This window comes from Bacillus sp. FSL M7-1020, from assembly GCF_038050415.1.
Lineage (GTDB): Bacteria > Bacillota > Bacilli > Bacillales > Bacillaceae_G > Bacillus_A > Bacillus_A toyonensis.
The window spans coordinates 64317-72153 of sequence record NZ_JBBOTW010000004.1; the positions used below are offsets into that span (position 1 = coordinate 64317).

Annotated in this window: 6 protein-coding genes and 1 pseudogene; all 7 read right to left on the reverse strand. The window is 36.5% G+C overall.

From position 1 onward, the window contains the following. Positions 1-6: 6 nt before the first annotated feature. Positions 7-816, reverse strand: coding sequence for a hypothetical protein (locus MHB70_RS30335; RefSeq protein ID WP_061530248.1), 810 nt, complete (start codon positions 814-816; stop codon positions 7-9). A 14-nt stretch (positions 817-830) separates the two neighbouring features. Beyond that, on the reverse strand, positions 831-1118 hold the full coding sequence (locus MHB70_RS30340) for a DUF5592 family protein (RefSeq protein WP_001258275.1): 288 nt from the start codon (positions 1116-1118) through the stop codon (positions 831-833). Positions 1119-1165: 47 nt separating this feature from the next. Beyond that, positions 1166-3784 carry a pLS20_p028 family conjugation system transmembrane protein gene (locus MHB70_RS30345; RefSeq protein WP_341343715.1) on the reverse strand — a complete coding sequence of 873 codons (2619 nt, stop codon included), beginning with the start codon at positions 3782-3784 and terminating at the stop codon, positions 1166-1168. Positions 3785-3807: 23 nt separating this feature from the next. Further along, on the reverse strand, positions 3808-4017 hold the full coding sequence (locus MHB70_RS30350; RefSeq protein WP_000338017.1) for a hypothetical protein: 210 nt from the start codon (positions 4015-4017) through the stop codon (positions 3808-3810). 57 nt (positions 4018-4074) lie between these two features. Next, positions 4075-6630 carry a VirD4-like conjugal transfer protein, CD1115 family gene (locus MHB70_RS30355; RefSeq protein ID WP_061530250.1) on the reverse strand — a complete coding sequence of 852 codons (2556 nt, stop codon included), beginning with the start codon at positions 6628-6630 and terminating at the stop codon, positions 4075-4077. A gap of 37 nt (positions 6631-6667) precedes the next feature. Then, positions 6668-7177: a hypothetical protein gene (locus MHB70_RS30360; protein ID WP_000497919.1), complete on the reverse strand. Its 510-nt coding sequence runs from the start codon at positions 7175-7177 to the stop codon at positions 6668-6670. A 76-nt stretch (positions 7178-7253) separates the two neighbouring features. Next, a pseudogene (locus MHB70_RS30365) lies at positions 7254-7837 on the reverse strand (hypothetical protein); the annotation flags it as partial.

The following is a 7837-nucleotide window of genomic DNA, read 5'->3' on the forward strand; positions in this document are numbered from 1 at the left end:
CCCTTACTACCATATATTTTTCGTTCCCAATTTTGCATTTTGATTAAACAATTTAAACATAAGCTCTAACTTTTTCTCTTCATCCACATCTAATAGTTCGGTAGAGCGTTTAATATACCGCTTTGCTGCATCCACACGTTCTTTTACGATTAATTCCGTTTCTCCGTAAATAAATAAGAAGGCTTCCCGATTTGTTCTGCCCCATTCTAAAAACTGCAGTTCTTTTAACTTTTGATTTAAAATTCGTTCATACAAAGGACTGGTACATTCTTTAATTTTCTTCTCTATATAACGTTGTTGTTCAGTTGTTTGACATGGAAAGTTTAAAAAAACGAGTTTAATAGACTGTTTGTAGGCTTGATAAAAATAAGCATGTGAGAAAATAACAAATGCTTGTTCGTCGCTATTTTTAGAGAACATATCGTCACCTTCCACTTGAAGAATTTCTAAAAACTCCTCATTTTTCAGTTCAAATATGCCATCCTCTGTCATGTCTACAATTTGCATAATTTCCGCAATACTTTTCTTTACCTTTGGTGGTGTTTCTTTCTTTTTTCTAGATAAAAAACCTAACAGTTTTGGATTTTTCTTTTTCGAAACGTCTTTCTTTGGCTTTTCTTTCTTCTGTTTTTTTACTTTTGGTTCTACCTTTGTTTTTTCTTCTTTCTTTTTGTCGGGTACCACCTTCACAATTTCTTTTGGTTCAGAAATTGATTCTTTTACATTTTTTTCGTTAAATCGAAATGTATTTTTCTTTGGTCTTTCTAGTTGTTTTAGTTCTTCTTTCTCTACATCTTTTTCGCTGAATAACGCCATATGTGATCCCTCCCTTATTGATCGTTATCAATGGCGCAATATGCACCTTTTCTTCTTAGCAATGTAATAATCAACACTTCATACATTCGTTTTTGAGGATTCGTACTTGGTCGCCAAATCATGATAATTGCAATAACTGCCATGAAAATAACAAATGGTAATTGAAAGGAATCATGTACAAAATTCCTAAGAATCATCGTTACAACTAATAAGCCAATTAATAAAAAGAAATCTATTAAATAAAGCACTTTATTAATCCGTAATTCTGTACTGATTTCCTTCGGAATCCGATAGCTTCTCATCGGGATTCCCTCCTTTTCGACAATAAAAAATAAGCGTAATCGTACGCTTATTTTTTATCTGTATTATTTTTATTTTTGTTTACAATATCTCTCCAACTTTTACCCGTGTTTTGCCCCATCTGATAAAAACGCTTTGTATTCTGTACCGTTTCAGAATTATGAATGCGTTCTTGTACTCCTCTTACCTTTTGTTTCACGGATGATGTTGTATTTTTAACTTTATCAGTTGTATATTGTCCTAATGTCCGTGTTTCCTGACTGCTACTTGCTGCCACTTCCTTATCACTTTCATAAGGAGTTATTGGGCTACTATGTGTCACCGTTACATTGTCGGCTGATACCGGGCTTCCTCCACTTGGTACTGATCTTGGTGTTTCTACTGGTGCCGGGCTACTTCCGCTTGGCACTGATCTTGGTGTTTCCATTGGTGCCGGGCTACTTCCGCTTGGTACTGGCCTTGATGCTTCTACTGGTGCCGGGCTTCCTCCACTTGGTACTGATCTTGGTGTTTCTACTGGTGCCGGGCTTCCCCCACTTGGCACTGATCTTGGTGTTTCCATTGGTGCCGGGCTACTTCCGCTTGGTACTGGTCTTGATGCTTCTACTGGTGCCGGGCTTCCCCCACTTGGCACTGATCTTGGTGTTTCCATTGGTGCCGGGCTTCCTCCACTTGGTACTGGTCTTGATACTTCTACTGGTGCCGGGCTTGGTGTTTGACCTCCTTCATTTGCTCCTTGTCTTACTGTTCCTGCTGTTTGACTTCCTTCACTTGCTCCTTGTCTTACTGTTCCTGCTGTTTGACTTCCTTCACTTGCTCCTTGTCTTACTGTTCCTGCTGTTTGACTTCCTTCACTTGCTCCTTGTCTTACTGTTCCTGCTGTTTGACTTCCTTCACTTGCTCCTTGTCTTACTGTTCCTGCTGTTGGATTTCCTTCACTTGCTCCTTGTCTTACGCCTCCTGGTGTTTGGCTTCCTTCACTTGCTCCTTGTCTTACTGTTCCTGCTGTTGGATTTCCTTCACTTGCTCCTTGTCTTACTGTTCCTGCTGTTGGATTTCCTTCACTTGCTCCTTGTCTTACTGTTCCTGGTGTTTGATTCCCTGCGCTTGTTCCATTTGCTTTTCCAGCTTCTTTCATTTCATCTTGAAGGCTTGTAGTACCTGATTCTTGCCCATTCGCTATCCCTGGGTTTTCGTTCCCTCCTTTTTTCATGTCTTCTTGAATAGATGGCGTACCACCATTCTTTTTATCTTTTTCCTTATTTAAGTTACCTTTTTCTTTTTCCTTATTTGCTAAATCATTTCCATTTGCTTTCTTCTCATCAGCTTTTTTCATTTGATCTTGCAATGAATCTTTATTTTCAGATTCATTTCCATTTTTCAAGCCACTTATGAGACCAGCCATTCCACCTGTTGCCATCGCTGCCGCACTTGCGGTTTTAGCCGCTGCAACACCAGTTCCTTGCGCTGCACCTTTCGCTCCTTTTCCAATCATATTTCCGAGACCCTTCATTGGTTTTGAACTTGCAAGACCAGCGATTCCTTTACCAAGTGCGTAACCACCTACTAACATGCCCCAACTACTCTTTAAACCAATATCTATTCCAAATAGTCTTTCTACGACTGCCGGGCCATCTAGAACTGCCATACTAAATGCGGCTAATGCAATCAGATACGGTACACCATTTAATTTGTCATGGAGAAACGCTGTTCCCATTATATATAGCTTCAAAGATAGGAATATCATAATCGTTGCTATAAATATATTAAGGATATTAGATAATACAGCTTTTAACTTTTGACCATTCGCAACATCCGCTGGTGCTAATATGTTGGCTAACAAATAGTTAAATGCTAATTCATAACATAATCTAGCTAATTTAATACTTACCAATAACAAAGTTAATCCTGTTATCAGTAAAGTAAAGAATATATTCCAAAAATTCCAATGCCAGCGATAATACTTTTCTGGAAAGAAATCAAACCAACCATCTTTTAGTTCAGCTAAAGATGCAACTCCTAATGCATCCATCACCCTTTTATTCTGTAGGATTTTTTGACCACCATCTGATAAATCCTTGTCTTTCGTAAATTTGAAATCGGAATCAATTTTTTCTGTAATATCTATTTGTCTAATATTTTTTTCAGGAATATTATTTTTCGGATTCAAATCTTCTTTCTTTTTCCATCCATTTTGATCTATTACTGCAATATCTGTTATGTTTTTCTTAATAATTTCATCACTTAAGGAACCTTTTTGTTCTGATTTTACAACTGCTATGGCATCATCGGTGAACTTATCAACCTTTGTCATACCCGTACTTAATAAACAAAGTACACTCAGTGTTATGAAAATATTGATGATAATTTGAGAACGGTTCATTTGTTTGTTCATAATGAACATGTAGCCAATATATAAAAACGATATGGCTAAAAGAACGACAAACAATGGATATAACATATCAACAAAATTTTGTATTTCTGGTGAATTAAAGAACCCCTTAATCCCCAGTATGGCATCTGTCACACCTTCTAAAGCATCTACAACTAAAGATAAGCCTACAATTAGGAACCATCCTAGCCAACGCAATACATAATTCACGATGTCTCCTACTTGGAGATAATCCGAGAACGTTTCTAAAACCTTTAAAATCTCTTCATCTTTCACTATTTACCCTCCTCTCATAATTGCTATTGTCCTAATACTTCTTTTGCTGTCCAATTCACTCTCTCATTTAGTCTGTCGATACGAATAATCAATTTCCCTTTTTGTTCCCGATCTACTGAAAGGAAAAGAACCGCATCTTCTAGACCAAGAATGACCTCATTTTCTTCTGTTACAAATGGCGAGTAACTATCTAAAATCAATTGCATTTTATCCGTTATTGTCGGTACACACATTCCCTCTTCCTCCTTTATATTTGGATTCAAAAAAGCACTCAATCATTTGAGTGCTTTCTAACTTGTTACTTGTTCTTTTTCTTCTAAGTCACGCAAAATTCGATTAATCTTGTTTTCGACTGCTTGATAAACACTTTTGTCGATGTGGTCATTGTGAGCTAACATTTGAAATTCACTGTAAAACTCGCCCATTTCTTGATTTTCAACCTCATCTATTGATTTGCCTAACTGTGCTATAAAGAACTTATCAACCAGTTTCAAAACCGCTAAATCAGATTCAAAAAATTCATTAACCGTTTTTTCCTTCCAATTTTCAATGGAGAGAGAATCAAACGGGCTATCTTCCTGCTGAAACGCCTCCTCGGGAATTTCTTCATCAATTCCCATCATGGTTGCTTCTTCTATTGGCTGCTGTGTCTCTACTGGTGGCAAATCTTCCTGTTCCGGCTCTGATGGTTTTTCCTTTCTTTCTCCTAAAAAATCTACAATGAGTGAATTTGGATTTACGTCATCATGTAGGGAATCAATATCTATATCTAAAATAGATTTATCTGTATCGAATTCTACGCCTAAGTACTCCCATCTGTATTTTAAGGCTGTTTCTCCCGTATTATAAATCGGGCGAGGTCTGATCCGTTTTCTGTTATTATCCTGACGTTTTATAACACGAATAACGGTACTTTCTCCTTCTTTAAAATTCATAAGTTCATTTGCTGTTAACAGTGGGCGTTGATCTAGACCTTCCGTTTTATTTTTATCAGTAGAAAGACCTTTTCCGCTTCGAGAAGGTAGGTTAATCGTCTGATTCCCTAGTTTTTTGGACACTTTTTCGGCGGTTTCTTGATCGTTAGTTAGAATGTAAATGGTATTCCCACAGTTTCCATCAATCGTATCTGCATCCTCACCATACTTATTTTTTAATTGTGAATATGCTTGAATGATAAGATTAAAGCGAACATTTCTACCAAGACAAACCGTGATAATATTCGCCATTCCTTCAATACTTGGCATATTACCAAACTCATCCAGGCAAAAAACCACCTCACGGTGACATTTCCCTCCACGAGCGAGGGAGGCACCCTTTGCCAATATAAAATAAAGCTGCCTTACAAAAATAGAAGCAATCACATGATTCGAAGAATCAAAGTCTGGTGTAATCATAAAAATAGCCACTGGTTTATCGAAATAATCCACTTTTGTTATTTCCATATCTTCATTTTCTTCTATTACTTTAAATTCTGTATGACCCGTTTTTTTATCTATTTTTGTAACAATAATAGATGTTTTCGTTTGAGGATTTTCCTTTTCATTACATTGAATGGTATCTCCAACTTGTATTGATTGTTTAAAATCTAATGCAAAACGTCCTGTAATATCTGCTTTGATAGACTCCTTTGAGCCATCTGAAAATACAATTTCCACTCGTTTTCTAGGTGTCACTTTTCCTTTTATCGTTTTTCCAAAACCGACACGTTTTAAATCCACACTATTTTTCGCTGTCATTTTAGCGATTTCATCAAATGTAAAAATAGAAAGTCCGTTCATTGTTTGAGTGAAAATCCCACCTCTTGCTTGCCCTTTTGAGAAATTAGAAGTTGCATATTGCATTTTCGCAACGCTATCCGCTGGTAAGCCTTCAAAGTATAAATCTAATGCATTTTTAGGTGGTTCCTCTGGATCAATTATTATTTCTTTCGAACCAAGTTCTGATAACATGTTAGCTACTGCATACATCGTTATTTTTTCTTCTGTTCCTTCTGCAATACATTTATCTGTTATAGCTAAAACCATAGCGTTGCATAGGCTCATAGCACAATCTTGCCAAAAAGGATCTTTAACACCTGGTTTATAAAACAAAGTGTGTGAGAGTGTTTTACATAGTGCCTGGGCCGTTGAATAGTCTCCCTCTTTATAGGCATCTTTTACAAGCTGCAATAAGTTATAACTCATGGAATCAAGTGGCTTTAACAAGTTCAAAACTTCAATGTGATACCCTCGCTCTTCCAGTGTTTCTTTCGATGCACTGAAGAGCTCACCTTTTGGATCATTAAAAATTAGGGATGGTTTATGTTCCGCTCTAGAATAGACATCAATTGTAGGAAATACAAAGGTTTCCCCTTTACCAGAGCGTGTTGTACCGATAATTAAATTATTTACCGGACTATCATCAATAAATACCTTGTCACCTAATCGTGAGATAACAACACCACCGCCACCTTTAAATGATTCTTCTCGATCTGGTACAGCTCGGTATTGCTTTTTCAACTCTTCAACTGTTGTAAAACGACTAGACCCTTTCTGATGATTATTTAGGTTTTTAAAGGAAGATTTCAATTTGTACACTGTTCTTGCAATGGTTCCAATCACTACAAGGAAAACAAGCAAGTAGTAAATTGGATGTTCTGCAATTGGCATCTGAAAAAGAAATCCTACCTCCATATGAAATGGTTTAGGATGTAATAAATCACTAAATGTTGTTTCTATCAGCTCTAAAGATAAGTTGAGTAAAAAATTAGCGATCAAAAACATTCCAACAAACAAAAAAGCACTCAATGGAATGAGTACTTCTTTTTCAGCTAATTTATATTTGATTGATATCTTTTCACTATACATATCAAAGCATCACCTCTGTTCAATCTAGCCACACGTATTACTTTTTCAAGCCAAATCCCGAATCATAATTATATTTTTCATACTCTGTTATCTTATCGAAATCATTCGTTACATCTAAAGATATAATATATCCAAATTCCTTAGTAATTTGGGCATCTGAAGGCATTTGTTGAAAACTAGCTATTACTTTTATATCGGAATCCTTCATTTGTTGAAGAAAGTATATAAAATTTTCCTGACATAAATAATTGGTTTCATCTACAATTACATATTCAAATTGTTTAGCTACATTTATCACATCATCTGTAATTTTAAAATCTCTATATTCTTCATTTGATTCACAATCTAAATATTGTAAAGTTACATGCCCTTCTGTTTGCTTCTCTAATTCTTCGTATTCCTTAAATGGATCTAACACTAATACTTTTGATAAACTTAAAGCCATTTTCTTCAATTCCCTCGTTTTCCCTGTTCCCACTCGACCTACCACCATTAAACTTTTATCTAGACTTGAAATTTGTACTAAATTTGCACTATTAACAAACATTTATATGACCCCTCTCAAATTAAAAAGGTACTCTTTTTTTGAGTACCTTTTTGAAAATATCAGTTGATTTTTTTCTTTATTTACTCGCTACCATCTTTTCATTTTGTTTCAGAACTGGCTTTTCTGTATTTGTTGGTTTTTCCGGTTCTGTCGGCTTCTCTGTGTTTGTTGGCTTTTCCGATTCTGTTGGCTTCTCTGGATTTGTTGGTTTTTCCGGTTCTGTTGGTTTCTCTGGATCTGTTGGTTTTTCTGGATCTGTTGGCTTCTCTGGATCTGTTGGTTTCTCTGGATCTGTTGGTTTCTCTGGATCTGTTGGTTTTTCTGGATCTGTTGGCTTCTCTGGATCTGTTGGCTTCTCTGGATCTGTTGGTTTCTCTGGATCTGTTGGTTTCTCTGGATCTGTTGGTTTCTCTGGATCTGTTGGTTTCTCTGGATCTGTTGGTTTCTCTGGATCTGTTGGTTTCTCTGGATCTGTTGGTATCTCTGGATCTGTTGGTTTCTCTGGATCTGTTGGTTTCTCTGGATCTGTTGGTTTTCTGGATCTGGATCTGTTGGTTTCTCTGGATCTGTTGGTTTCTCTGGATCTGTTGGTTTCTCTGGATCTGTTGGTTTCTCTGGATCTGTTGGTTTCTCTGGATCTGTTGGTTTCTCTGGATCTGT

Bases quoted from the DNA above. Each gene is read 5' to 3' on its own strand.
- MHB70_RS30335 (WP_061530248.1), bottom strand. From the start codon at position 816: ATGGCGTTATTCAGCGAAAAAGATGTAGAGAAAGAAGAACTAAAACAA.
- MHB70_RS30340 (WP_001258275.1), bottom strand. From the start codon at position 1,118: ATGAGAAGCTATCGGATTCCGAAGGAAATCAGTACAGAATTACGGATT.
- MHB70_RS30350 (WP_000338017.1), bottom strand. From the start codon at position 4,017: ATGTGTGTACCGACAATAACGGATAAAATGCAATTGATTTTAGATAGT.
- MHB70_RS30355 (WP_061530250.1), bottom strand. From the start codon at position 6,630: ATGTATAGTGAAAAGATATCAATCAAATATAAATTAGCTGAAAAAGAA.
- MHB70_RS30360 (WP_000497919.1), bottom strand. From the start codon at position 7,177: ATGTTTGTTAATAGTGCAAATTTAGTACAAATTTCAAGTCTAGATAAA.